Source organism: Pseudomonas sp. MF08875 (genome assembly GCF_059862525.1).
In genome coordinates, this window is record NZ_JCBCUW010000008.1 from 19,320 (window position 1) to 43,332 (window position 24,013).

Annotated in this window: 17 protein-coding genes; 6 read left to right on the forward strand and 11 right to left on the reverse strand. The window is 65.6% G+C overall.

Features of this window, described 5'->3' with window-relative positions:
* Window positions 1–3 precede the first annotated feature (3 nt).
* The 9 genes from AC19YT_RS06320 to AC19YT_RS06360 form a co-directional block, all read right to left on the reverse strand.
* Window positions 4–651: an ABC transporter ATP-binding protein gene (locus tag AC19YT_RS06320; protein WP_095108297.1), complete on the reverse strand. Its 648-nt coding sequence runs from the start codon at window positions 649–651 to the stop codon at window positions 4–6.
* Window positions 648–1,418 (reverse strand): ABC transporter ATP-binding protein, encoded by a 771-nt coding sequence (locus AC19YT_RS06325; protein WP_095108296.1) that lies wholly within the window; start codon window positions 1,416–1,418, stop codon window positions 648–650. Before AC19YT_RS06325 ends, AC19YT_RS06320 begins: the two co-directional genes overlap by 4 nt.
* The gene (locus tag AC19YT_RS06330) at window positions 1,415–2,359 is read right to left on the reverse strand and encodes a branched-chain amino acid ABC transporter permease (RefSeq protein WP_500597879.1); all 945 of its coding nucleotides are present in this window, start codon (window positions 2,357–2,359) and stop codon (window positions 1,415–1,417) included. The genes AC19YT_RS06325 and AC19YT_RS06330 overlap by 4 nt, the downstream gene beginning before the upstream one ends.
* 1 nt (window position 2,360) lies before the next feature.
* Window positions 2,361–3,260 (reverse strand): branched-chain amino acid ABC transporter permease, encoded by a 900-nt coding sequence (locus AC19YT_RS06335; RefSeq protein WP_095108294.1) that lies wholly within the window; start codon window positions 3,258–3,260, stop codon window positions 2,361–2,363.
* 72 nt (window positions 3,261–3,332) lie between these two features.
* Window positions 3,333–4,655: an ABC transporter substrate-binding protein gene (locus AC19YT_RS06340; RefSeq protein ID WP_095108600.1), complete on the reverse strand. Its 1,323-nt coding sequence runs from the start codon at window positions 4,653–4,655 to the stop codon at window positions 3,333–3,335.
* Between the two features lie 36 nt (window positions 4,656–4,691).
* On the reverse strand, window positions 4,692–6,023 hold the full coding sequence (locus tag AC19YT_RS06345; RefSeq protein ID WP_095108293.1) for an ABC transporter substrate-binding protein: 1,332 nt from the start codon (window positions 6,021–6,023) through the stop codon (window positions 4,692–4,694).
* A gap of 251 nt (window positions 6,024–6,274) precedes the next feature.
* On the reverse strand, window positions 6,275–7,615 hold the full coding sequence (locus AC19YT_RS06350) for a sigma-54-dependent transcriptional regulator (RefSeq protein WP_095108292.1): 1,341 nt from the start codon (window positions 7,613–7,615) through the stop codon (window positions 6,275–6,277).
* A gap of 7 nt (window positions 7,616–7,622) precedes the next feature.
* Entirely contained in the window at window positions 7,623–9,350 is a 1,728-nt protein-coding gene (locus AC19YT_RS06355) for a sensor histidine kinase (RefSeq protein WP_500609949.1), read from the reverse strand.
* A gap of 83 nt (window positions 9,351–9,433) precedes the next feature.
* Entirely contained in the window at window positions 9,434–10,381 is a 948-nt protein-coding gene (locus AC19YT_RS06360) for a site-specific integrase (protein WP_500597873.1), read from the reverse strand.
* Window positions 10,382–10,736: 355 nt separating this feature from the next.
* Here AC19YT_RS06360 and AC19YT_RS06365 point away from each other — a divergent pair, with 355 nt between their 5' ends.
* The 4 genes from AC19YT_RS06365 to AC19YT_RS06380 all read left to right on the forward strand — a co-directional run bounded on the left by AC19YT_RS06365 (window position 10,737) and on the right by AC19YT_RS06380 (window position 14,298).
* Window positions 10,737–11,009 carry a type VI secretion system contractile sheath small subunit gene (locus tag AC19YT_RS06365; RefSeq protein WP_095108291.1) on the forward strand — a complete coding sequence of 91 codons (273 nt, stop codon included), beginning with the start codon at window positions 10,737–10,739 and terminating at the stop codon, window positions 11,007–11,009.
* Window positions 11,010–11,192: 183 nt separating this feature from the next.
* Window positions 11,193–11,900 (forward strand): HPP family protein, encoded by a 708-nt coding sequence (locus tag AC19YT_RS06370; RefSeq protein WP_500609950.1) that lies wholly within the window; start codon window positions 11,193–11,195, stop codon window positions 11,898–11,900.
* A 136-nt stretch (window positions 11,901–12,036) separates the two neighbouring features.
* The gene (locus AC19YT_RS06375; RefSeq protein ID WP_500609951.1) at window positions 12,037–13,143 is read left to right on the forward strand and encodes an enoyl-CoA hydratase/isomerase family protein; all 1,107 of its coding nucleotides are present in this window, start codon (window positions 12,037–12,039) and stop codon (window positions 13,141–13,143) included.
* Window positions 13,144–13,146: 3 nt separating this feature from the next.
* Window positions 13,147–14,298 carry an acyl-CoA dehydrogenase family protein gene (locus tag AC19YT_RS06380; RefSeq protein ID WP_095108288.1) on the forward strand — a complete coding sequence of 384 codons (1,152 nt, stop codon included), beginning with the start codon at window positions 13,147–13,149 and terminating at the stop codon, window positions 14,296–14,298.
* Window positions 14,299–14,402: 104 nt separating this feature from the next.
* Here AC19YT_RS06380 and AC19YT_RS06385 read toward each other — a convergent pair whose 3' ends face one another.
* Window positions 14,403–15,587, reverse strand: a complete 1,185-nt coding sequence (locus tag AC19YT_RS06385; protein WP_095108287.1) for a porin — start codon at window positions 15,585–15,587, stop codon at window positions 14,403–14,405.
* Between the two features lie 349 nt (window positions 15,588–15,936).
* Between AC19YT_RS06385 and treZ the strand changes: the two genes are divergently transcribed.
* Together treZ and AC19YT_RS06395 are read left to right on the forward strand one after the other, a co-directional pair.
* Window positions 15,937–17,727 carry a malto-oligosyltrehalose trehalohydrolase gene (gene treZ, locus AC19YT_RS06390; protein WP_500609952.1) on the forward strand — a complete coding sequence of 597 codons (1,791 nt, stop codon included), beginning with the start codon at window positions 15,937–15,939 and terminating at the stop codon, window positions 17,725–17,727.
* Window positions 17,724–20,459: a malto-oligosyltrehalose synthase gene (locus AC19YT_RS06395; protein ID WP_500609953.1), complete on the forward strand. Its 2,736-nt coding sequence runs from the start codon at window positions 17,724–17,726 to the stop codon at window positions 20,457–20,459. The genes treZ and AC19YT_RS06395 overlap by 4 nt, the downstream gene beginning before the upstream one ends.
* 261 nt (window positions 20,460–20,720) lie before the next feature.
* On the opposite strand, the gene treS is transcribed toward AC19YT_RS06395, so the two are convergent.
* Window positions 20,721–24,011 carry a maltose alpha-D-glucosyltransferase gene (treS, locus tag AC19YT_RS06400; RefSeq protein ID WP_500609954.1) on the reverse strand — a complete coding sequence of 1,097 codons (3,291 nt, stop codon included), beginning with the start codon at window positions 24,009–24,011 and terminating at the stop codon, window positions 20,721–20,723.
* Window positions 24,012–24,013 lie beyond the last annotated feature (2 nt).

Here is a 24,013-nt window from a genome sequence, read left to right on the forward strand (position 1 = left end):
GCCCTACCCTGCGGTTACGCTGCCGCGTTCGATGCGAAACACGGCATCGACCAGGTCGGCAGAGTGAGTGTCATCGGATTCGGAGATCAGCACACACAGGCCCTCTTGGCCCAGTTTGGCGATCACCTCGCTCAAGCGCCGGGACAGCACCGGCGCCACGCCCTCGAAAGGCTCGTCCAGGATCAACAGCTTGTTGCCCGGCATCAAAGCCCGCGCCAGGGCCACCAGTTTCTGCTGGCCGCCCGACAGTTGCATGGCCTTGCGGTCGCGGAACTGGGCGATCTCGGGAATCAAGCTATAGACCCATTCCAGGCGCTGCGCGCTGTCGGCCAACTTGTTGGCCCACACCGGCAGCAGGATGTTTTCCTCCACCGTCAGCGACGGGATCAGGCGACGGTCTTCGGGCAGGTAGCTGATGCCGGCGGTGGCGCGGGTAAACGCCGGTTGCGCGCACAAATCCTGCCAATTGAAGAAGATCGACCCCGAATCGGCGGGCAGCAGCCCCATGATGGCGCGGATCAGGGTGGTCTTGCCGGCGCCGTTATGGCCGATCAGGCCGACCATTTGCCCCGGGCCCACGTACAGCGACACGTCGTGCAGGATCGGCACCCCGTCGATGGCCACGTTCAGGTTGCGGATTTCCAGGCTCATTGCTGCACCTCCTTGTGGGCCTTGGGGCCGCCAGTGACGAATTCCTGCACCCGCGCGTTGGCCAGCACCTCTTCGGGGGCGCCGTCGGCCAGCACTTCGCCGCTGTAGAAGGCGAGGATGCGCGAGACATAGCGGCGTACCACGTCCATATCGTGTTCGACGAACAACACCGTCACCCGGTGCTCGGCCACCACTTTCATCACGGTGTCCATCAGCGCGGTTTTTTCTTCGGCGCTGACGCCGCTGGTGGGCTCGTCCAGCAGCAGCATTTGCGGGTCGCCGATCAGCGCCATGGCGATGTCGATCAGCTTGCGCACCCCTTGCGGCACCGCAGTGACCAGGGTGTCGCGCCACTGGCTGATGCCGAACTCGGCGAGGATCGCGTCGGCGCGGGCAATGCGCGGTGCGCTGCGCATCGGCGCAAGCAAGGCCGGGAACGGGCTCTCGGCGGCGGACACGGCAATCAACAGGTTGTCCAGCACGCTCAGTTGCGGGAACAACTGCGCCACTTGGAACGAGCGCGCCATGCCGGCGCGGGTGATGGCCCGGGGCGTGCGGCCGATGATCGAATCGCCGTTGAACAGGATCTCGCCACCGCTGGGTTTGAGGTAGCCGGTGACCATGTTGATGAAGGTGGTTTTGCCGGCGCCGTTAGAGCCGATCACCCCCACCACTTCGCCCTGGGTGATGCGCACGTTGACGTCCTTGGCCGCCGTGACGGCGCCGAACGACTTGCACAGGCCCCGCGTTTCAAGAATGCAGTTCATGCCTTGGCCCTCCTGGCTTGACCGGTAAACAGGCTCCATAAGCCCTTGGGCAGAAAGACAATGATGGCCAGCAGGGTGAAGCCCAGAATCATCTGCCAGCTATGGGGCACCAGTTCGATGGCGTAGGTACGCACCACCGCGAACACGATGGCGGCGATAAAGGGTGCCGCCACGTGGGCGGTGCCGCCGAGCAAGGCAATGAAGACGAACTCGCCGGAGGTGATCCAGTACGCCATTTCCGGGTCGATATGCCCGGCCGACAGGGCCATGAAGCCACCGCCCAGGGCCGACACCGCGGCCGCGGCGACGTAGTTCATGTACAGCACCCAGCGGGGCGACTGGCCCAGGTATTCGACCCGCACTTCGTTCTCGCGGATCGCTTCGCACATCATCCCGGCACTGCTGCGGCCATAGCGGTGCAGCAACACCGCGAGCACCGCGGAGGTGGCGACGATGATGACGAACAGCGCCAAAGGCGCCTGGCCATGGGCCGGCGACCAGCCGAACAGGGTCCAGGCCTTGACGTTGAAGCCGTCGGTGCTGCCCAGGCCCGAGCTCTTGACCAGCACGCCGTAGAGAATCATCGAGAATGCCAGCGACAGCATGGCAAAGAAGATCTCGCGGTAGCGGGTCATCAACAGGCCCAGGAGCATGGCCAGCAACACCGCCGCCCCCACGCCGATGGCCAGCAGCACGGCCAGGTCGCTGATGTTCAAGAAGTGCCCGCTCATGCCCACGGCGTAGCCGCCGACGCAAAAGAACAGGCCCTGGCCAAAGGTCACCAGGCCGGCGCGCATCTGCATCACCACGCCCTGCACCACCATGGCCTTGGCCAGCGCCATGGTCAGCAAAAACACCAGCCACTGCGGCGCGATCCAGCCGCCGGCGGCCAGGGCCACGGCAACGCCCAGCAAAATCAGTTCGGTTTTATCCAGGCGCATATCAGATCTTCCTCGCAACGACGCGGCCGAACAGGCCCTGGGGGCGTACCGCCAGCACCAGCGCCATGACGCCGTAAATCACAAAGAGCTCGAACTCGGGGGCGTAATGCACCGCCGCCGCCCGGCTCAAGCCCACCAGCAACGCGCCCACGGCCGCGCCTTCGATACTGCCCATGCCGCCGACCACGACCACGGCGAAGGCCAGCACGATGATTTCCACGCCAATGCCCGGCACCACGGAAATCGCCGGGGCGGTCAAGGCGCCGGCCAGGGTGCCGAGCATGGTGCCCAGCACAAACACCAGGGTGAACATGCGCCGCACGTTCACGCCCATGGCCATGGCCACTTCACGGTCGTGGATCACCGCCCGCAAAACCTTGCCCTGGTGCGTGCGTTCCAGCCACAGCCACAGGCCCAGGCCCAGCACCGCCGAGACGCCCACCAGCATCAGGTCGTAATTGGACACCTTGAGCCCGGCCAGGGCGCTGCGGCCCATTTCGGCGTAGGGCTGGTAGGCGAAATAGGGGTTCACGCCCCAGATCATCTTCATGGTGTCTTCCAACACCAGCAGCAGCGCGTAGGTGATGATGACCATCAGTACTTCATCGCGGCCATACATGAACTTGAGCAGGCCGCGCTCGATAATCAGGCCCACGATCAGGCCTGCCACCAGGGCGCAGCCGAGCATCAACAGGTAACCGGCCCACACCGGGCCGATGCCATTGTTGAAATACCAGCCCACCAGCGAGGCGGCGGTGTAGGCGCCAATGGCGTAGAAGCTGCCGTGGGCCATGTTCAGGATGCGCATGACCCCGTAAATCACCGTGAGCCCGGCCGCGACCAGAAACAGCCACGAGGCATAGATGGTGCCGTCGATCAGCACCGCGAAGAGACTCATCATAGAGGTCCTACCTTGGCAAAAAGGTGGCGGCGCCCGCAGGCCCGCCACAGTGGCTCAATCACGCGGGGCGGTTCAGTTGCACTGCGCGCCCGGGAACCCGGCCTTGATCCATTCCAGCGCGGTGGTGCCGTCTGGCGGGGTCACGCACTCGCCGGAGAAGGCGATGACGTTCTGCACGCTGCCCTGCTTGGCGGCCTTGTCGTAGTGGTATTCGCCGTAGGCGATACCTTGCATGGCCTGGTGGCCACCGGCGCGGGCCATTTGCACGGTGCCGGACACCGACTCAAAGGTCGCGCCCTTGAACGCCTTGGCGATTTCCAGCGGTGCTGGCACCTTGCCCGGCTGCGCCTTGGCGTTTTCCGCGGCGTGTTTGAGGCCAAGGATGGCCTGGGCCATTTTGCTCGCCGGGTAGGTCGGCGCGGTGTTGTAGGTGGCCTGGTACTTGTCCTTGAACCAGCGGTTGAGGTCGTTTTCCGGGGCGAAGGCACCGAACGGGCCACGGCCGCCGATAATCATGCCGTCCGGGGCCTGGTCCTTGTAGCGCGCCAGGGCCGACTCACCGCAGGTGAGCACGGCGGTGGCGTCTTCCAGCAGGCCACGGGCGTTGGCTTGCAGCACCAAGGCTTCCATGTCGCCGCCCCAGAAGCTGGAGTGGATGATGTCCGGGCGCTTGACCGACAACGCGGAAATCTCGGCGCCGTACTGGCCCTGGAAGACTTTCGGCATTTGCGATTCGACCACCTTGGCCTTGGGCATCAACTGCTCCATGGAGTGGGTGAAGTCGTTCCAGCTGTCCTGGCCCCAGGCGTAGTTCTGCTGGATGCCGGCGACTTTCTGCGCGTCAGGGCGGGTCTTGGTCAGGTAACGGGCGGCGCCAATGTTGTCCACGGCAGCATCAAGGCTGGTACGGAAGACGAATTGCGGGGTCTTGTCCTCCTTGAACAACTGGGAAGTGCCGCAATCGTAGAACACGGTCATCGCCCCCAATTCTTCAGCCACTGGGGCGATGGCCAGGCAATCGCCGGACGAGATGTAGCCCACCACCGCATCGACCTTCTGGCGCTGCACCAGGTTGCGGAATTCCTCTACCTGCTTGGCCGCCCCGCCCGCTTCGTCGATCAGCACCACTTCGATTTCGGCGCCATTGATGCCCAGGGTGTTGTAGGGCGCGGGCAACTTGCCCTGGTTCAGCCCTTCCACGAGGATTTTTGCCGCGTTGGCCGACGGCTCGCCGAACGGCCCCGCCGCCGGGCCGGACAGGAAGGTCACGACGCCGATGCGGAACTTGCCGTTTTCCGCGGCCAGGGCCGTGGTGCTCAGGCTCAAGGCCAGGCCAGCGGCGGTGATCGCCAGGGCCAAGGGGTGTTTGCGTGCGCTTTTTTTATAGTTGTGCATGGCTTTTTCCATTCTCGATTCAAGACACAGGGGTGGTTAAGGGGCTCGGCCCTCGGGGCGCGGCTTGCCAGCGGCGTGCGTGGCCAAGCGGCGGTTGATCGTGGCGCTGTCCATTTGCAGCTCTTGCGCCGAATACACGGCCCAGTTGCCCAGCATGACCTGGGCCGGGGGGAACTGGCTGTTGGCCACCGGGGTGCCGATGGCTTGGGTTTGCTGGAGCTGGTGGGTGCGCGGGTCGATGCGTGAGACGAACCCGGGCGGGTCTTCCGGCAAGGCGATTTCCAGGCCTTCGAGGGCGTGGATCAGGGCCTGGGTGTCGGTGCTACCACCGGCCTTCTCGAAGGCTTTGGCCAACACCATCACACCGGTGTAGGCGCCTTGGGCGGCGTAGGTCGGGTAGCGGCCGTTGAGGGCCTGGAAGCGCTGGACGAAGGAGCGGTTGCGCGGCGTGTCGGGCCAGTTGTTGTGGTGGCGGGCCGAGAGGATCAGCCCCGGCGGCGCCTTGTCGCCCAGCGAGACGAGAAAATCGTAGTTGCCGCCCGTATCGAAGTTGGCCAGGCGCGAGGTCTCGAATAGCCGCGTGCCCGCTGCTTGCGTGACAAAGGCGTGGAAATCCCCGCCCCACAGGGCCGAGACGATCACGTCGGGCTTGGCCTGCTCGAGGGCGGCAATGTAGGCCGAGTAATCCGGCTCATACAGGCGCGGCCACAGCTCGGTGACGTCCTCGAACGCCACGCCGAGTCGGGCGAAGGCTTCGTGCAGGTCGTCGCGCGAGACGTGACCGTATTCGTAGTCGGGGCCGATAAAGGCCAGGCGTTTCCACCCGGTTTCCTTTTGCAGGGCCTGCAGGTAGCGGGCGCCGGCGGCCATGGAGGTCCAAGTGTCGTTGGTGACGCGAAAATACCAGGGGTGGCCGTTTTCCAGGGTCATGCGCGAGGACGCGTGGTCAGTGCCAATCATCAGCACCTGCTCGCGCTTGGCCAACTCGCTGACCGCCAGGCCCACGCCCGACGACACCATGCCGCACAACACTTGCACGCCATCCTGGTGGATGAAGTTCTTCGCCAGGCCTACGCCATAGGAGGCCTTGGACTGGTCGTCATCGATAATCACCCGCAGGCGCGGCACCTTGTCGCCCGCCTCGCGCATGGCCTGCAATTCGATCAACGCCACTTGCACCCCGGCGATGCTGTCCTGGCCGTAGATCGCTGCGCGCTCGGTCATCGGGTATAGGCAACCCATGGTCAAGTCGGCCTGGGACGCGGCCGCGCCCAGCTCAACCCGGCCGACCTGGGCCACCGAGGCAACGCTCAGCAACAGGCCGCCCAGGGCAAGGGCGCAGTGAAACCATGGACGTGGCAGGGACATAAGGCTTTTCCTTTAGGGCGTTCGCGACGCCTCTTGTTAGCTAGCAGGAAGGGATAGAGCAAGGGCTGTGCCAGGATGCTGGCACAGCCATGACGGCCGGGGGGAGCGAGCCCGCTCGCGAGGGCATCAGGGCTGTGGGGGGTGATGTTCCCGATCGCGAGCAGGCTCGCTGCCACAGAGGTTTATGGCCACGCGAGCACGCCGTTGAGCGCTAAGCGCTCAACCCTTGCGCGCGGTTGAGCGGTTTGCGCTCAACCCAGGCCCAGGCGCTGCAAGCGGCGCTTGAGGGCGTGCCGGGAAATCCCCAGCAGGTTGGCGGCCAGGCCCTTGTGGCCGGCGGTGCGGCTCAGGGCATCGCTGACCAGGTCGCGCTCGGCGCGCTCCAGTTGGTCGCCCAACACTTGGGGGGCGTCCTGGGCGCCCAGCGGGGGCAGCGGCAGCAGGTCGGGGCTGATGAGCTGCCCGGGGCTGAGGATCGTCAGGCGCTCCACCAGGTTTTTCAGCTCACGCACGTTGCCCGGCCAGCGGTGGTGCACCAGCGCGGTGGCGCTGTCGGCGGCGAAGCGGATCGGCTCCACGCCCTCCTCCGCAGCCTGGCGGCGGGCAAAGTGCTGGGCCAGTAGCAGCACATCCTCGCCGCGCTCGCGCAGGGCGGGAATGTCCAGGGTGATGACGTTCAAGCGGTAGAACAGGTCTTCGCGAAACCGCCCCAGGCGCACGTCCTCGGCCAGGTCACGGTTGGTCGCTGCCACCACCCGCACATCGGCGTGGCTGGCGGCGTTGGCGCCTACGGCGCGGTAACTGCCGTTCTCCAGAAAGTGCAGCAGCTTGGCTTGCAGGGCCAGGGGCAACTCGCCGATTTCATCGAGAAACAAGGTGCCGCCATTGGCCTGGCTGACCAGCCCGGCGCGCTTTTGATGGGCGCCGGTGTAGGCGCCCTTTTCCGAACCGAACAACTCGGCCTCGATCAACTGCTCCGGCAGCGCCGCGCAGTTAACCTCGACAAAACCCTGGGCGGCCCGCGCGCTGTGGTTGTGCAGGGCCTGGGCCACCAGGGTCTTGCCGGTGCCCGACTCCCCCAGCAGCAGGATGCGCGTGGCCGAACTGCGCGCGATGCGCTGCACCGCCTCATGGAGCGCGCGCATCGCCGGGCTGTGGCCGAGCAGGCCGGCGGCCAGTTCAGCGCTGGCTTCGCCCTGCCCGGGGGCTGCTGGCACGTGCACCAGGGCCAGGGTGGTGGCGATCACCGCCAGCAGCTCATCGAGCTCGAAAGGTTTGGTCAGGTAATCGGTGGCGCCGCTTTTCACCGCTTGCACGGCAGCGCGGGTATCGCCATGGGCCGAGATCATGATGACCGGCAGGTGCGCGTGGCGTTGGCGCAGGCCTTCGAGGGTGGCGATGCCATCGATGCCCGGCAGGCCCAAGTCCAGCAGGACGATATCGATATCAGTGTGCTCGCCGCTGAGCAACTCCAGGGCCGCCTCGCCGCTGTTGGCGGCACTGATGCGCATACCTTCGGCGCGCAGGGCGTAGCTCAAGGAGCGCACCAGCGCTTCTTCGTCGTCGACGATTAGTACGTGAATGTCAGACATCGGGGGGTCACTTCGCCTCTTTCCCAGGTGGGGCGCAGAAATCCAGGGTCACCGCAGTGCCCGCGCCCAGTGTGCTGATAATGTCCATGGGCGCACCGTTGGCCTCCAGTAGTTGCTGGCAGATGCTCAGCCCCAGCCCGGTGCCGCGCGCCTTGGAAGTGAAAAACGGTTGGCGGATCTGTTGCAAGTCGCCCGCCGGGATGCCGCAGCCCTGGTCGATCACCGTGACCCGCACCCGCTCGCCCCGCGCCTGGGCGTGCAATTGCACGCCGTCGCCGGGCTGGCTGGCCTGCAAGGCGTTGAGGCACAGGTTGAGCAAAATCTGCTGGACTTGGTCTGGGTCCACATACAGCTCAAGGCCCGCCTCGGCGCGACAGTGCAGGGTCACGCCGCGGGCCTGCATGTCGGCCGCCACCCGCCGCGCCACCTGCTCGAACAGGGGTTCAACCGCAACAGCCCGGGGCTGGGCCGGGTGTGGCCGGCCATATTCCAGCAGGTCGCTGGTGACGTGGCTCAAACGGTCGATTTCCTTGCCCAAATCCGTCAGCAAGTGGCGCCGCTCCGGTTCTTCCTCGCGGCGTAGCAAGGCTTGTACGGTGGTTTTCATGGTGGCCAAGGGGTTACGCACTTCATGGGCCACGCCGGTGGCGAAGGTGCCGAGCACCGCGAGGTTTTCCGTGCGCACGGTGCGGTCCAGCACATCGGCCAGGCGCTCGGCCATCACATTGAAGGCCCGCGCCACATGGCTGATTTCATCGTCCCGCGGTTGCTCGGCGAGGCGGTAGCTCAGGTCCCCCATGGACAACTGCTGGGCGCCCTGCAACAGGGTGCTGACCCGTGCGCGCAACTGCCGCGACAGGGTAAAGAACACCACCACAATGAAGGCGATAAAGCCCGCCGCCACCCAATACAGCCACCAGCGCGCATCGTTCAGCGGTTTGAGGATGGCCCCCGGTTGCACGCTGAACACCAGTTGCCAGCCCGCAATGATCTGCGGGCCGTCGCGCCACTGCTTCGGCGCTTGCACCTGGCGCCCGGTGGGGTCGATGAACGCCCCGCCCGGCACCCGCAGCAGGGGTGCCACCACACCGCTCATGCCGGCGCTCACCAGCAACTCGGTCAGCGAGGCCAGGCGCAGGTGCAAGGCAATGCGCACGCGGTGGTCGGTACGGCCGTTGCGGATGGTCTTGCGGATCAGAAAGCCACCGGAGCGCCCCGGGCCGGCCAGCAAGGGCCCGATCACTTCGACATCGCCGACCCGCGCCACCGGCAGGCCGCTGATCGACCAGTCGCGCCGCGTCCAGTACGGCTCGCCGGAGGCCGCTTGCCCCGGCAGTACGTTGAGCAAACGGTCATGCTCGTCGAAAAACAGCACGCCGTAGAGGAATGGGGAGTCCGCTTCGAGTTTGAGCAGCGACTCCACATCACTGCCCGAGCCCGATGGCGTGGCGATAAAACCCGGCATGTTCGGGTGGTTGGACAAGGCCGAGAGCTGGTAGAAGCGGTCGTCGAGGAACGACGACAAGCGGTTGGCCGTGGACAATGCCTGGGCGTCGAGACGCTCGCCGGTCAAGCGGTTGAGCAAGTCCTTGGCCAGTTGTTCATAGAGCACCGCCAGGGTCACCAGGGCGATGCTAATCACCAGTACCGAGAGCAAGGTGTAGCGCGCTACCAGGCTGCGATGGGGGCGGGCCAGCCAATGGCCGAGCCCGTGAAGCAGAGAAATGCGAGTCATGGCGTTTTGATTGTTTTTATAAAGTCGCGCCAGCATAGGGACGGCGGCTCGCCTCTGTCCATGCCTATCCCCGGTTGCGGACCCTACAGATCAAAACGGTCGATGGCCCGGCGCCGTTCGTTATCGTCGCGCACGTCGTAGTTGGCGGTGGTCTGGATGTTGGTGTGGTGCGCCAGTTTTTGCGCGATGGACAGGTCATGCTCCTCGATCACCCGGGTGATGAACGAGCGGCGAAAGTCGTGGGGCATGATCTTCACCCCCACCTGGGCGCCGCGCTGGCGGGCGATGTAGTAGATCGCGTGTTTGGTGATGCGCTCGCGGGTGATGTGGCTGCCCCGGCGGATACGGTTGAACAGGAAGGGGTCGTCGGCCTGGCCCTCGGGCAGTTGGGAGCGGCGAAACTCCAGCCACGCCGTCAGTTTGGCGAAGGCCCAGGTGGGCGCGTACTTGACCAGTTGCTTGTTGCCCTTGGCGGTGACCCGCAGGCTGCGTTCGCTGAAATCGAGCTGGCCCAGTTCCAGGTTCACCGATTCGGACTTGCGCATGCCCGAGCCATACAGGATCGCGATCACCGCTGCATCGCGCAGGCCCTGGGGGCGCGGGTCGGCGGCGCACACGGCCATCAGTTCCTGGATCAGGCTGCGCTTGAGGTTGCGCCCCTGGGCCAGGCGCGTACCACCCATGGCCTTGACCGAACGCATCTTGAGCAGGTGGTCCTGGCTTATCAGGCTCAGGCGCCAGGCTTCGTTCATCACCCCGCGCACGGCGTTGACGTACAGCGACGAGGTGTTGGGCGCATAGCCGTCCTCGCGCAGCGCCGCCACCAGGGCGACCACATCCGCCGGTTGCAACTGGTGCCAGGGGATTTCGTCGATATTGAGTTCATCAAAACCCAAGCGATCAGCGGCGTCTTGCAGCACGTAACGCATGGTCAGTTGGCTCGAGGGCGCCAGGCGCGCCAGGTACAGCGTCAGCGGGTTGGCTTCGTGGGCACCGGCAGGGAGGCAGTGGGGTTGAAGTAAGTCAGTCAAGCGGAGCAGGCCTTAAATGAAAAATGCGCGGCCGTGATACGTGGTCCCGGCCTCTGTAAATGAACCCGTAAGCATTTCAGATTATGTAAACAAAGTATTGATCCATATTCGTTTTTCAACACTTTATGGGCCGCGCCAAATGCCTGTCAGACGGTGATTCCAGACAGTTTGCAGGTTTCCCACGCGGTTAATCCTTCAGAGAAAAATCTTACGAGGATATCGGTAACTGCCATCTATGAGTGGCTGTTCACCGGCCCATAATTGGCCGGCAAAAGCGACTTACAAAAAACCAGGTTGCCTTTTTTGTGAATACCGTCTGCCGCCCGTTCCTTCTCAGTCAAACGTAGGCGCTCCAATGTCTGAAGAACTGTTCCTCGATCGCTGTGCAAATCCCTCTCCCCTGACCTTGGACCGGCCCGCGCTGGCGGACGGCTACACGGAACTCAGCGTGCCCCTGCCACAGTTGCAGCGCCTGCGTGCCCTGCGCGACGCCCTGGTGGCGCTCAAAGGGCCCTTGGGCGAACGTACCGAACTGCGCGAAAACCTCGAGCGCGCGCTGCTGAGCAGTGAGAGCCGCGAGCGAGTGCTGGGCAAGCAAGTCGCCCCGCCGCTGCCGGTCTACCGTTGAAGCGACGGCGCAAATGCAAAAAAACTGCACTTAAGCAGCATTAATATGAATTAGTCACAGGTGCGGCAGATTGGCACACTGCGCGCCGTTCCTCCCCCAATAGTTGGAACATTTCCCAAGGGTTGCCCGGTTTGCCTGGCAACCCTTTTTTTGCCCTGCCCCGTGTACCGGATCGTCCTCGCCATGCTCGCTCGTTGGTTCCCCGCTGCCCTCAACACCCGCCCCACCGAATGGACCCGCGCCGCCATCGGCATGGCCTTGGGTACGCTGTTCAGCGTCTGGGCCTGTGCCCAGGTGTTTGGCCCAGACGTGGCGCTGCACCTGATCGGCCCCTTGGGCGCCTCGGCGGTGCTGCTGTTCGCCGTGTCGTCCGGCGCGTTGGCCCAGCCCTGGGCGATTCTGGGCGGCTACGCCTGCGCCGGCGTGGTGGCGTTGTTGGTTGCTCATGCGTTGGGCCGCAGCCTGGGCAGCGCTTGCCTCGCCGCGGGCTTGGCGCTGCTGCTGATGTGTGCCCTGCGCTGCCTGCATCCGCCGGCCGGTGCCCTGAGCCTGATTATGGTGGTGGCCGACCCCGCCACCGTCGCCCTCGATTGGCTGGCCCTCGGCCCGGTGATGCTTGGTGCCCTGTGCATGGTGCTCAGCGCCCTGGCCTACAACAACCTGACGCGGGTGCGCTATCCCAAAAGCCACGCTGAACCGGTGGCCATGGTGCCTGCCGACCATGCGCCCGTGGACCCGGCCGCCATCACCGCCGCCGACCTGCACAACGCCCTGCAGGACATGCAGGAATTCTTCGACGTCACCCCCGAAGACCTGGAGCAACTGATCCACGCCAGCGAGCGCCATGCCCGCCGGCGCAGCGTCGGCGAGGTGCTGGCCAAGCGCCTCTGAACGCCGCTCACCCTGCAAAAATGCACAGCTGACCTGCACTTATCACGGTTGTACAAGGCAAATTTGCACTGTTACGATCCGGGATCGTTCGCCCGCGAACACTTCTATAAAAAACAATAAAAGCAGGGAGTTAGTGATGACTGCTGAGGTTCCGTCCCAGGTCCGGGAAGCCCTGGACACCCCCCAACCCCAGGTACTGGCGCAGGTGCGCAACCATATCGGTCACCTGACCCTCAACCGCCCCGCCGGCCTCAATGCCATCACCCTGGACATGGTGCGCAGCCTGCACCGCCAACTCGACGCCTGGGCCCACGACCCGGCCGTGTACGCGGTGGTGCTGCGCGGCGCCGGCGAAAAGGCCTTTTGCGCCGGCGGCGATATCCGTTCGCTGTATGACAGCTTCAAGGCGGGCGACACCCTGCACGAAGACTTTTTCGTCGAGGAATACGCCCTCGACCTGGCGATCCACCACTACTGCAAACCCATCCTGGCCCTGATGGACGGTTTCGTCCTGGGCGGCGGTATGGGCTTGGTGCAAGGCGCCGATCTGCGGGTGGTGACCGAGCGCAGCCGCCTGGCGATGCCGGAAGTGGCCATCGGCTACTTCCCGGATGTGGGCGGCAGCTACTTCCTGCCGCGCATTCCCGGTGAACTGGGTGTTTACCTGGGCGTCAGCGGCGTGCAGATCCGCGCCGCCGACGCCTTGTATTGCGGTTTGGCTGACTGGTACCTGCAAAGCAGCCAACTGGAACTGCTGGATGGCTGCCTCGACAGCCTGATCTGGCACGCCAACCCCCTCAAAGACCTGCAAGGCCTGCTCGCCACCCTGGCGGTGCAAACCCTGCCCGACGCGCCTCTGCTGGCGCTGCGTACCGCCATCGACCACTTCTTCGCCCTGCCCGACATGCCCGCCATCGTCGAGCAACTGCGCGCCGTCACCGTCGGCGACAGCCACGAGTGGGCCCTGGCCACCGCCACCCTGCTGGAAAGCCGCTCGCCACTGGCCATGGCCGTGACCCTGGAAATGCTGCGTCGTGGCCGCCATTTGAGCCTGGAAGACTGCTTTGCCCTGGAACTGCACCTGGACCGCCAATGGTTCGAGCGCGGCGACCTGATCGAAGGCGTGCGCGCCCTGCTGATCGACAAAGACAAGCGCCCACGCTGGAACCCGCCCACCTTGCAAGGCCTCGATGGCCAGCGGGTGGCGGCGTTCTTCCATGGTTTTGACCAACGAGGGAGCTGAGCCATGCACGACCTGGAATTGAGCGAAGAACAAGTGATGATCCGCGACATGGCCCGCGACTTTGCCCGCGGTGAAATCGCCCCCCATGCCCAGGCCTGGGAAAAGGCCGGGTGGATCGATGACGCCCTGGTGGCGAAGATGGGCGAACTGGGCCTTTTGGGCATGGTGGTGCCCGAGGAATGGGGTGGCACCTACGTTGACTACGTGGCGTACGCCCTGGCGGTGGAGGAAATCTCCGCCGGTGATGGCGCCACCGGAGCGCTGATGAGCATCCATAACTCGGTGGGTTGCGGGCCGGTGCTCAACTACGGCAGCCAAGCCCAGAAAGAAGCCTGGCTGCCCGGCCTGGCCAGCGGCCAGACCATCGGCTGCTTCTGCCTCACCGAGCCCCAGGCCGGTTCCGAAGCCCACAACCTGCGCACCCGCGCCGAACTGCGTGACGGCCAGTGGGTCATCAACGGCGCCAAGCAGTTTGTCAGCAACGGCAAGCGCGCCAAACTGGCCATCGTCTTTGCCGTCACCGACCCAGAGTTGGGTAAAAAAGGCCTCTCGGCCTTCCTCGTGCCCACCGACACCCCGGGCTTCATCGTCGACCGCACCGAACACAAAATGGGCATCCGCGCCTCCGACACCTGCGCCGTGACTCTTAGCAACTGCACCCTCCCCGAAGCCAACCTGCTGGGCGAACGGGGCAAAGGCCTGGCCATTGCCCTGTCCAACCTTGAAGGCGGGCGCATCGGCATCGCCGCCCAGGCCCTGGGCATCGCCCGCGCAGCCTTTGAAGCCGCGCTGGCCTATTCGCGCCAACGGGTGCAGTTCGACAAAGCCATCATCGAACACCAGAGCATCGCCAACCTATTGGCCGACATGCACACCCGCCTCAACGCCGCCCGCTTGCTGATCCTCCATGCCGCACGCCTGCGCAGCGCCGGCCAGCCGTGCCTGTCCGAGGCCTCCCAAGCCAAACTGTTCGCCTCGGAAATGGCGGAAAAAGTCTGCTCATCGGCGATGCAGATCCACGGCGGCTACGGTTACCTGGAGGACTACCCCGTAGAGCGCTACTACCGCGACGCCCGCATCACCCAAATCTACGAGGGCTCCAGCGAAATCCAGCGCATGGTCATTGCGCGCGAACTGCGCCACTACTCGATATAGGGGGGCACAGCTGCGAGCTACAAGTTTGTGGCTTGTGGCTTCCCCTCCACTACAAAAAAACCGGCCCCGCCGCGATGCGCACGGCGGGGCCGGTTCAGTTGCGCTTACCAGGTCAGCACGGCACCTACGGCGAAGGTGTCGGTGTCTTCGTTTTGCAGGTCGTTGTCGTGGCCGTTGATTTCAAACTGGTTGTATTCGGCGACCAGTTGCAGGTTGGCGTTGATCTCGTGGAACAGCGCGATGCCGCGGGTTTCGTAGTCGGCGCCGGTGCCGACCACGCCGTTGCCGTCATCCTTGGTCTTGCCGTAAGACAGCGCCAAGCGGTTCTTGCCCAGTTTGTACGAGCCTTGCAGCAGGTAGCCGTCGCTGTCCACCTCGCGCAGCGTCGCCTCGCCAGCGTTGTTGGTATAGAACGGGTTGATGCCCTTGGCCTGGAACCCCGAACCGGTCAAGGACAAGCCGCCCATTTTCGCCTGCACGCCGTAGCCGACGCCTTTGGAGGTGACCGACTGCACGCTCGGGTCGGTGTTGTCAGAGGTCTGGTAGCTGCCGTTGAGCCAGCTGTAGATCTTCGCCCCGCCGAGGTCGAACTGGTACGTGATCTCGCTCTCGGTGCGCGGGTTTTCCTGGTAGGCCTTGCCCAGGGCGCTGTCGTCGTTGGTGTCCACCGGGTCCATGATGCCCACGGCCACGCGCAGGCCTTGCATCACTGGCGTGCGGTAGGTGATTTGCGAGGTGGGGAACGGGTACGGGTAACCGGTGCCGATGTTGCCGAACGACACCCCGCCGCCGTCCACCAGGCCCAGGCTGTCGCTGACCTGGCCGTAGCCGGCGAGCATTTCGTCGAGCAGGATGTTGGAGCGGGCGAACAGGCCAAAGTCTTTACCGATCAATACCTCGCCCCATTCGGGATTGGCCACGGTGCCGTAGAACTGGCGCACGTCGATGGCGGTGTCGGTGCCGTTGGTTTCGCTGTCGTTGATGGTCACCCAGAAAGACGCCCGTGCGCCGAGCTTGAGGTCATCGACCTGCTTGCCCATGTTGAAGCCCAGGTAGTTGGGCAAAAAGCCCATTTTTACCCGTGACTGACGGCGGTCGTACTGCTCGCCGGCGCGGTCCACGTCGCTGTTGACGTAAAAGGCGTTGATGTAGCCGTCGGTGGAAAACGTGGTCTGGTCTTTGTCGTACAGCATGATTTCGGCGTGCGCCGCCGAACTCAGGCCCAGGGTGGACAGGCTGGCGATAAACACCGGCAAGATGGGGTGCCGCAATTTCTTATTGTTGTACATGGCGCGCTCCGCAAACGGGGGACGAGTTGTCGGAGGCAATTATCAGAAGGGCCGCAGGGGGCTCCCATGCTGCCTTGGCGGCGAAAGGCCGCTACTTTGGCCTGGCGCGGGTGGAGCGGCCACAGCGGCGTAAGACCGGGGGCGCCACTTTGGGTGTAAGGCTGGGTGGGTCGTAGGGTGTAGGCACCCTTGCCTGGGGTTTTGCTTACGCTGCGTTGCCAACACACCCCCCGCAGGCCTTGCCTAGGGTTAGGCCGCCCGAAAAACTCGAAACTTCTGAAAAGCCTCCGGGTCAGGTTAAAGGTACGGGGCAAGCGCCCCGCCCCTTGCGACCTGGAGGTATCGACCCATGCCATCAAGGTCACCCCAGGGCCCGCGCCATGGCGCCTGGCCCTTGAGCCCGACCCACACCCGTTTTGCCCTCTGGGCCCCCGACGCCCGCAGTGTCAGCCTGCAACGCGACAGCGGCGAACGCTTGCCGATGCTGCCCGCAGCCCACGGCTGGTATGAGCTGGACGCACCTTGGGGTGTGGGCAGCCGCTACCGCTTTGTGATCGACGAGCAACACCCCGTGCCTGACCCTGCCGCCCGCGCCCAGGCCACGGATGTACACGGCTACAGCCTGGTAATCGACCCTGACGCCTACCGCTGGCAGCACCCGCAGTGGCGCGGGCGGCCCTGGCATGAAGCGGTGATCTACGAGCTGCATGTCGGCGCCCTCGGTGGCTATGGCGCGGTGGTGGAACACCTGCCGCGCCTGGCCGCGTTGGGCGTGACCGCTATTGAGCTGATGCCTTTGGCGCAATTTCCCGGCACCCGCAATTGGGGCTACGACGGCGTGCTGCTCTACGCGCCCCACGCCGCCTACGGCAGCCCCGACGACCTCAAGGCCCTGATCGACGCCGCCCACGGCCATGGCCTGATGGTGCTGCTGGATGTGGTCTACAACCACTTCGGCCCCGACGGTAATTACCTGGGCCAGTACGCCAAGGCGTTTTTCCGCGAGGACAAACACACCCCTTGGGGCGCGGCCATCGACTACCGGCAAGGCCCGGTGCGCGAGTTTTTCATCGATAACGCGCGCATGTGGCTGCAGGACTACCGCTTCGACGGCCTGCGCCTGGACGCGGTGCATGCCATCGACGACAGCACTTTCCTGCACGACTTGGCGCGCGAGGTACGCCAGCACCTGGACCCGGCGCGCCAGGTGTGGCTGACCCTGGAAAACGAATTCAACCAGGCCAGCCTGCTTGACCCGACCTTGCAAGCGTTGAGCTTCGACGGCCAATGGAACGACGATGGCCACAACGCCCTGCATGTGCTGCTCACCGGGGAAACCGAGGCCTACTACGCCGACTTTGCCGAACGGCCCACCGAACACCTGGCCCGTTGCCTGAGCCAGGGTTTCGCCTTCCAGGGCCAGCCCGACCGCCACGGTCGGCCCCGGGGCGAACCCAGTGGGCACCTGCCCCCCAGCGCCTTCGTACTGTTCTTGCAGAACCACGACCAGGTCGGCAACCGCGCCCTCGGCGAGCGCCTCTCACAGCTGTGCCCGCCACCGGCATTGCGGGCGGCGACCCTGTTGCTGCTGCTCTCGCCGATGATCCCTTTGCTGTTCATGGGCGATGAATGGGCCGCCAGCGAACCCTTCCTGTTTTTCACCGACCACCACGCGCAACTGGCCGACGCCGTGCGTGACGGCCGGCGCAATGAGTTCGCCGGGTTCCCGGCCTTTGCCGACCCCCAGCGCCGCGCCGCCATTCCCGACCCCAACGCCCGTGCCACGTTCGAGGCGTCGCGCCCCGGCGCGCCGGCCAGCGCCGAACAACAGGCCATGCTGGCCTGGCACCACCACCTGCTCAAGGTGCGCCAACAGCACCTGACCCCGCACCTGCCGGGCACCCAGGCCCTGGGCGCGGTGGTACTGGGCACAGGCGCGGTCAGTGCGCGCTGGCGCCTGGGGGACGGCAGCGTGCTGCAAATCGACCTTAACCTGGGCGTGGCGCCGGTCACCCGACGCAGCGCCCCCCATGCCCGAGTGCTGGCCCACAGCACCGCGCAACCGCCCTTGGCGCAGTTGCCCGCCCACAGCGCCATCGCCACCCTTGCCGCCCCGCTACCGGAGGACCCCACCTGGTGAACACGCCCCTGCGCGCCACCGTGCGCCTGCAATTTCATGAAGGCTTCCAACTCGACGACGCCACCGCGCTGGTGCCCTACTTCGCCGACCTGGGCATCAGCCATGTGTATGCCTCACCCTTGCTCAGCGCCAGGGCCGGGTCCATGCACGGCTACGACGTGGTCGACCCGACCCGGGTCGATCCGCGCCTGGGGGGCGAAGCGGCGTTGCGCCGCCTCGTTGCCGCCCTGCGCGAGCATGAAATGGGCCTGGTGCTGGACATCGTCTCCAACCACATGGCGGTCGGCGGTGCCGATAACCCCTGGTGGCTCGACCTGCTGGAGTGGGGCCGGCGCAGCCCCTACAGTGAATTCTTCGATATCCAGTGGCACTCCCCCGACCCCTTGCTCTCCGGCCAATTGCTCGTGCCCTTCCTGGGCAGCGACTACGGTGCGGCCTTGCAGCAAGGGGACGTGGTGCTGCGCTTCGACCCCGCCAATGGCGGTTTCTATGTCAGCCATTACCAGCACCGCTTCCCCATCTGCCCCGACGACTACCCCACCCTGTTACCCGCCACCCTGGCGCACCTGGGCGAGGCTTTCGCGGCACTGGCCGGGCACCCCGACGCCCACGCCCGCGCCGCGCAACTGCGCGAGGAACTGGCCCACGCCGCCCACGCACCGGCGGCCGCCGAGGCGATCCTCGGCCACCTGCAACGCTTCGATTCGCGCACCCCCGAGGGCTTTGCGCGCCTGCACCGCGTGCTCGAACGCCAGCACTATCGCCTCGCCAGTTGGCGCACCGCCGCCGATGACATCAACTGGCGGCGGTTTTTCGACATCAACGAACTGGGCGGCCTGCGGGTGGAGCGCCCGGCGGTGTTCGAGGCCACCCACGCCAAGCTGTTCCAGTTGCTCGGCGAAGGCTTGATCGATGGCCTGCGCATCGACCACATCGACGGCCTCGCTGACCCCCGCGGGTACTGCCGCAAACTGCGCCGACGCGTCGATGCCCTGGTGCCAGGGCGGCATGTGCCGATCTACGTGGAAAAAATCCTTGGCGACCACGAACAACTACCCGCGGATTGGTGCGTGGATGGCACCACCGGTTATGAGTTCATGAACCAGTTATCGCTGCTGCAACACCACCCGGCGGGCGCCGAACCCCTGGCCCGCCTCTGGAGCGAGCACAGCGGGCGAGCGGCGGATTTTGCCGAAGAAGTGCAACTGGCCCGCCAACAGGTGCTCAATGGCAGCCTCGGCGGCGACTTCGAGAGCGTGGCCCAAGCCCTGCTGCAAGTGGCCCGGGACGACCTGATGAGCCGCGACCTGACCCTGGGCGCGATCCGCCGGGCGTTGCAGGCGCTGATCGTGCATTACACCGTGTACCGCCCCTACGTCAGCGCCCGTGGCCGTAGCGCCCAGGATCAACGTTTCTTCCAGCAGGCCCTGGACGGTGCGCGCCAGACCCTCGGCGAAGGCGACTGGCCGGTGCTCGATTACCTGGAGCACTGGCTCGGCGGCCAGCCCTGGCGCGAGCGCCCGGCCGGCCGCTCGCGCAAGCTGCTGCGCCATGCCTGCGTGCGGTTTGCCCAACTGACCGCGCCCACCGCCGCCAAGGCGGTGGAAGACACCGCGTTCTATCGCTCGGCGGTGCTGCTGTCGCGCAATGACGTGGGCTTCACCAGCGAGCGCTTCAGCGCCTCGATTGAGGATTTTCACCAGGCCTGCCAGCAGCGCCTGCACCAGTTCCCCGACAGCCTGCTCACCAGCGCCACCCACGACCACAAGCGCGGCGAAGACACCCGCGCCCGCTTGGCGGTGCTCAGTGAACGCAGCGACTGGTACGCCGAGCAACTGGCCCACTGGCGCACGCTGGCCGCGCCCCTGCGCACGGAACTGGGCCCGGCGCCCGGCGATGAGCTGATGCTTTACCAGACGCTGCTGGGCAGTTGGCCGCTGCAGCTGGACCTGGCCGACACCCGCGCCGTGGCCGCTTACCGCGAGCGCCTCGGCCAATGGCAGATCAAGGCCCTGCGCGAAGCCAAACTGCACAGCAGTTGGAACGCCCCCAACCCCGACTATGAACAGGCCTGCCAGGACTTTCTCGATGCCCTGCTCCACAGCCCCCAAGGCGCGCCGCTGCGCCAGGCGCTGGCCCGCGCCGTTGAGACCATCGCCCCGGCCGGGGCCGTCAATGGCCTGGCCCAGGTGCTGTTGCGCAACACCTGCCCCGGCGTGCCCGACCTGTACCAGGGTAACGAGCGCTGGGATTTCTCCCTGGTGGACCCGGACAACCGCCGCCCAGTGGACTTCGCCCTGCGTCGCCAGGCCAGCGCCCAGCCAGCGGACATCACCACCCTGCTGCGCGACTGGCGCGACGGGGGCATCAAACAGGCCCTGATCGCCCAAAGCCTGGGTGTGCGCCGGCACTACAGCGAACTGTTTCGTCGTGGCGACTACCAACCTCTCAGGGTGCAAGGCCCCCGCGCCGAACACATCGTCGCCTTCGCCCGCCACTGGCAAGGGCAATGGGCGTTGGTGGTGGTGCCACGCTGGGTGGCCGGGTGGCTAGGCGATCAGCCCCACATCCCGCCGGCGAGTTGGGGCGAAACCTGCATCCACCTACCGCCCGCCCTGCGGGACTCGCGCTGGAAAGGCTTGTGGGCCACCCGCCTAATAGCCCAAGGCGAGCTTTTGCCGGTCAGCCAGGTGCTAACGCAGATGCCGGTGAACCTGTTGATCGCCGTTTGAGTAACCGCTGCCCCCAATACCCCCTCCCCTGCAGGAGCAGCGGGCCGGCCACACCAGACGTGGAAGCGGACTGGCCACAGCAGAACCCGTGGGAGCGAGCCCTGCTCGCGATGGCAGCATTCCAGCCGCGATAGCTGCATTGCCTGGACTGGCCTCATCGCGGGCAAGGCCCGCTCCCACAGGGAAGGCAGCGGACTGGCCACAGCAGAACCCGTGGGAGCGAGCCCTGCTCGCGATGGCGGTGTGTCGGGCAGCCCAAACTTAGAGCAACGCGGCCAACCCCCGCAGGGGAACGCTGAGCCAGTCGGGGCGGTTGCGGGCTTCATAGGTGACTTCGTAGGCGGCTTTTTCCAGGGTGAACAGGGCCAGGGCCGCGTCTTCGCCTGCCGCTTCCCAGCCATGGGCCAGGTCCTGGGTAGCGAGGCGGTAGGCGTCGAGGAAGGCCTGTTGCGAGTCTTTGAGGTAACGCTGCGCCACCCGCTCACGGGCAGTCTCGGCAGCCGGTGAGGCATCCACGCCCTGCACACTGTTCAGGGCCATGGCCGCGGCGTAGTCGAAGGAACGCAGCACCCCGCTGACGTCCTTGTACGGGCTGTGCCGCGCCCGGCGTTCGGCCAGTGGCCGTGCTGGCTCGCCCTCGAAGTCGATCAGGTAGGCATCGCCGTGAATCACCAGGACCTGCCCCAGGTGCAGGTCGCCGTGCACCCGCAGGCTGAGGCCGCCCTTGACCGCCCGGGCCAGTGTGTCGATGCGCGCCAACGCCGCCTTGCGCCCCTTGAGCAGGCGCGTGACCCGTGCTTGGTCCGCCGCCTCCAGGCTGTCGCGGTGCTGTTCCAGCAGGTCCAAGGCCTGTTCCAGTTGCTGGCGCACTTGAGTGGCCAGGGCCTGGGTGTCCTTGGCGCTCAAGGGCCGGGCGGTGAAGTCCGGGTTGTCGCTGGGCGCCGCCAGTACGCTGTGCATCTGCCCCAGGCGCTGGCCGAACATCGCGGCAAAGTCGGCCAGTTCGCCCAAGGCGTTGAAGTGCTGTTCGTGCTCGGACACCGCGTCGGCCAACTCATCGCGGATCGCCCGCTCCAGGTTGTTCTGGGTCCAGGTCCAGGCGTCGCCCTGATTGCTCAGGTAACCCTGGGCGATCATCAGCAAGTGCTCCTGGCCCTGGTCATCGCGGCGCACCACCGAGCCCAGCAGCGGCGAGATATGGGCAAAGCCTGCTGCCGTGAGGAACGCACTCATCTCCAGCTCCGGATGTACCCCGGCGCTGACCTGGCGGATCAGTTTGAGCACCAGGCATTCACCCACCACCACCGAGCTGTTGGACTGCTGCGCCGAGAGGTAGCGCACCGAGGCCTCGCCATCCAGGCCCAGTTCAGCCAGCCCCGGCCCCGGCTCGAACGCAATCTGCCCGGCGCCTTGGGGGGTCAGCACGGTGCGCGCCTGCAACGCTTGGATCACCGCCAAAACAAAGGTGTCCAGGGCAAAGGCATCGGTAATCAGCCCCACTTGCGGGCCACGGCGTACCCGGCTCAAGGCCAGTTGCTGGGGCAAGGCGCTGTTGATCCGGTCTTCGGCCAACAAACCGAACGGCAGTTGATAGCGGGCATCGCCCACTTCGATTTCGCTGAGCAGCACCGGGTGGTGCGGGTCGCCGAAGCGCACGCCGTAGGCAATGCGCACCGCGCCTACCGCGCTGTCCTTGCCGGCGAACCAGCGCCGGTTGGCCAACCATTGGGGCAGCACCTGTTGCTCCAGGGTGTCGCGGGCCGGGGCGTCGAGGAGTTCCTCCAGGCGCTTTTTCAGCACCAGGGTCAGCAACTCCGGCAGGCTTTGCGCCGGCTCCACGTGCCAACTGGGCATGCGTGACTGGTCGGCGAGCAGGAACCAATAGAAGCCGTAAGGCGCCAGGGTCAACAGGAACGGCAACTGGCCGATGGGCGGAAAGGCGTTGCCCCCCATCATTTCCACCGGCACCCGCCCGGCGTAGGCGGACAGTTCCAGTTCGGCGGCCTGGGCCGTGCGCGAGACGTTGGCCACGCACAGGATCAGTTCGTGGTGGCCGTCGGGCGCGGTGTACTCGCGGGTGTAGGCGAGGATGCGCCGGTTGCTCGGCGAAAGCATGTGCAGGCTGCCCCGGCCAAAGGCCTTTTGCTGCTTGCGCACGGCCAACAGGCGGCGGGTCCAGTTGAGCAACGAATGGGGGTCGCCGGCCTGGGTCTCGACGTTGACCGAGGCATAGCCGTAGAGCGGGTCCATGATCGGCGGCAACACCAGGCTGGCCGGGTCGGCGCGGGAGAACCCGCCGTTGCGGTCGATGGACCATTGCATCGGCGTGCGCACGCCGTCGCGGTCGCCCAGGTAGATGTTGTCGCCCATGCCGATTTCATCGCCGTAATACAGAGTCGGCGTGCCGGGCATCGACAGCAGCAGGCTGTTGAGCAACTCGATGCGCCGGCGGTCACGCTCCATCAGCGGTGCCAGGCGCCGGCGGATGCCCAGGTTGATCCGCGCGCGACGGTCGGCGGCGTAGAAGTTCCACAGGTAGTCGCGCTCCTTGTCGGTGACCATTTCCAGGGTCAGCTCATCGTGGTTGCGCAAAAAAATCGCCCATTGGCAATTGGCCGGGATCTCCGGGGTCTGGCGCAGGATGTCGGTGATGGGGAAGCGGTCTTCCTGGGCCAGGGCCATGTACATGCGCGGCATCAGTGGGAAGTGGAAGGCCATGTGGCATTCGTCGCCATCAGCGCCGTGGACGTCGCCGAAGTACAACTGGGTGTCCTCCGGCCACTGGTTGGCCTCGGCCAGCAGCATGCGGTCGGGGTAATGGGCGTCGATCTCGGCGCGGATGCGCTTGAGCACCTGGTGGGTCTCGGGCAGGTTTTCGTTGTGGGTGCCGTCGCGCTCGATCAGGTACGGAATGGCGTCCAGGCGCAGGCCGTCGATGCCCATGTCCAGCCAGTAGTGCATCACCGACAGCACGGCTTTGAGCACCTGGGGGTTGTCGAAATTGAGGTCCGGTTGGTGGGAATAGAAACGGTGCCAGAAGTACTGGCCGGCCACCGGGTCCCAGGTCCAGTTGGACTTTTCTGTGTCGAGGAAAATGATCCGCGTACCGTCGTATTTGTCGTCGGTGTCGGACCACACGTAGAAGTCGCGGGCCTTGGAGCCGGGCTTGGCCTTGCGCGCACGCTGGAACCAGGGGTGCTGGTCGCTGGTGTGGTTGATGACCAGCTCGGTGATGACGCGCAAGCCGCGTTTGTGGGCTTCGGCGATAAAGCGCCGGGCGTCGGCCATGGTTCCGTAGTCGCTGTGCACGCCGCGGTATTCGGCGATGTCGTAGCCGTCGTCGCGCCGTGGCGAGGGGTAGAACGGCAACAGCCAGATGGTGTTCACCCCCAGGTCGGCAATGTAGTCGAGCTTGGCGATCAACCCGGGGAAGTCGCCGATGCCGTCGTTGTTGGAATCGAAGTAAGACTTGACGTGAACCTGGTAGATCACCGCGTCCTTGTACCAGAGCGGGTCGTTGATAAAGGCTGCCGAACGGGGTTTCCTGGCCATGA